At 42.3% G+C, this 2,310-nt stretch carries 1 protein-coding gene; it reads right to left on the reverse strand.

Features of this window, described 5'->3' with window-relative positions:
• Positions 1-389: 389 nt before the first annotated feature.
• Positions 390-2,273, reverse strand: coding sequence for an S-layer family protein (locus RMY63_RS41550; protein ID WP_322734250.1), 1,884 nt, complete (start codon positions 2,271-2,273; stop codon positions 390-392).
• Positions 2,274-2,310: the final 37 nt, after the last annotated feature.

Consider the following 2,310-nt stretch of genomic DNA (forward strand, 5'->3'; position numbering starts at 1 on the left):
CATTGTCGCAGTTTTTGATCCCATTTTTTCAGATTTTGTGAGAAATCCGCGCTGATTAGGGGCTGCTGCCTCCAGTCAGACGTTGAGTCAGAGACTCAATGAATGCATTCCCATACGGAGTATGGGAACGAGGAAAGGCTTATCAAGCTTCAAGCTAGGTTTTTAGGACTTGTGTGTACACTGTAGCCAATCCATCGGGGAGAGTTAGGGAAGGGTATTTTTGTACTTCATTAGACATCTCCAGAAATGACGTAGGCACAATTCATGAATTGTGCCTACCAAGGATTTCGGGCAACGCAGAATTAATTTTCACTCCTATGTCTATTAACTTGCAATCTGCTGTATTTTGCAAAAAACTGCAAAAGTTATAATATTTGCAATATTTTGTTTTAACAACTTCGACTCAAGATTAATTGCCCATTGGGCAACCGATACAATCCTTGTGCTTCAATTATTGGGTCGCCTTTTTTCCAAGGACGTGGTGTTGGTTCAACACTACGTACATCACCAGTTGTGTAAACTGAAGTTAATACATCTCCTGGAGTATAGCGTAAAGCACCAGAGCCTGTAATGGTAAAAGAGTTTTCTTGTCGCTCGGTGGCGCGTGAAATGCAGCTATTAGCAAGAAGTGCATTAGTATCGATGACCTCTGGTGAGAATCCGGTAAAGCTATTTTGAATGGAACTGGTATCAGGTGCGTTAATATTTATTACACCAGAAACGCCGAATTCCGACCTTACAGTAATATCACTTTTCTCGGTTGGTTTTGTCCGCGACTCAATACCGAAGATACCTTGGGAGTTGATTTGGACTTTTCCACCTGTGCCAATATATGCGTTGGCGCTGATGTCGCTGTTTTCGTTGGGAACTGCAACGATAAATCTTGAGTTAATATTGATGTTACCGCCATCGCCACCTAGATTGTCTGTACCTGCGTTAGTGGAGATTTGAGCGCCATGACGGAGTAAGAGTAAGTCGCTGTTGACGTTAATGTTACCACCGTTACCCGATGCAGATCCAGCATTGAGTTGAGCTTGGTTGTCTAGGGTAATTTTGGGTGAGTTGACTTTGATATTACCTGTGATTTTTGACTCTTGGGAGCGAGCAAACAACCCACTGTTAGCAGACTCATCCTCAACCAATTTTCCATCAAATCCTCTGACAAACCGTTTGAAGGCAGCACTACCAGATATAGTTACCCGATCAGTAGCATTAACTGTGATATTACCTGCAAACCCACTGCTGTCTATGGAACTATTGGCAAGGATTTGCCCACCATTAACCGCTTCTAAAGTCTTCACATTTACTGTGATATTACCAGCATTTCCTTTACCGAAAGTGCGGGCATCTACAAACCCATTGTCTGCTAGCCGAAAAGCATTGGTATCAATAATGATGTTTCCTCCCTGCCCTCCTTGATAGGTACGTGAAAATAACCCACTTGCCGTTTTATCAATGGCAAATCCAAAAATGTTAACAATATCAGAAGCATGAACTTCTATGTCTCCAGCATCTCCTTGACCACCAGAAGTAGTAGATATCTGTGCCCCATTTCCCAGAATTAACTGCCCAGTAATAATCCTTAAGTCTCCAGCATCGCCAACACCTGTTGTTTTAGTAGTTAAAAGGCTAGGGACTAGCTTCCCATCTGTTGGTGATATTCCTGTTCCTTGTAATTCCACCAAATCCCTAGCAATCACAAACAAATTTCCTCCCTTTCCCTCGCTGTTAATAGTACTAGTTGATACTTGCGCTCCATCCTGCACACTCAAGCGTTTGGTGTCAATTGTCAAGTTTCCTGCATCTCCAGCACCTTTATCAGTTTCAGTAGACAAGAAGCTACCAGCATCACTTAGTTGCACGGAGTCAGTAGCGTTAACCTTTATCTCTCCAGATTTTCCTTGATTAGAAGAACGAGTAGATATCTGTCCGCTATTTCCAACAATTAACTGCCCAGTGTTAATCGTCAAATTTCCCCCCGAACCGTTACCCATAGTACTAGTTAATACTTGCGCTCCATCCCGCACACTCAAGCGTTTGGTGTTAATTGTCAAGTTTCCTGCATTTCCAGCACCTTTAGCATTTATAGTAAACAAGCCGCTACCAGCATCACTTAGTTGCACGAAGTCAGCAGCATTAACCTTTATTTCTCCAGGTTTTCCTTGATTAGAAGAACCAGTAAATATCTGTCCGCTATTTCCCACAATTAACTGCCCAGTGTTAATCGTCAAATTTCCCGCCGAACCGTTACCTCTAGAACGCGAATTTCTCACAAACAATAAAAAATCAATTTATATGGACTGATGTTAG

The organism is Nostoc sp. ChiQUE01b, assembly GCF_034531255.1.
In the GTDB taxonomy this organism is placed as follows: domain Bacteria; phylum Cyanobacteriota; class Cyanobacteriia; order Cyanobacteriales; family Nostocaceae; genus Nostoc.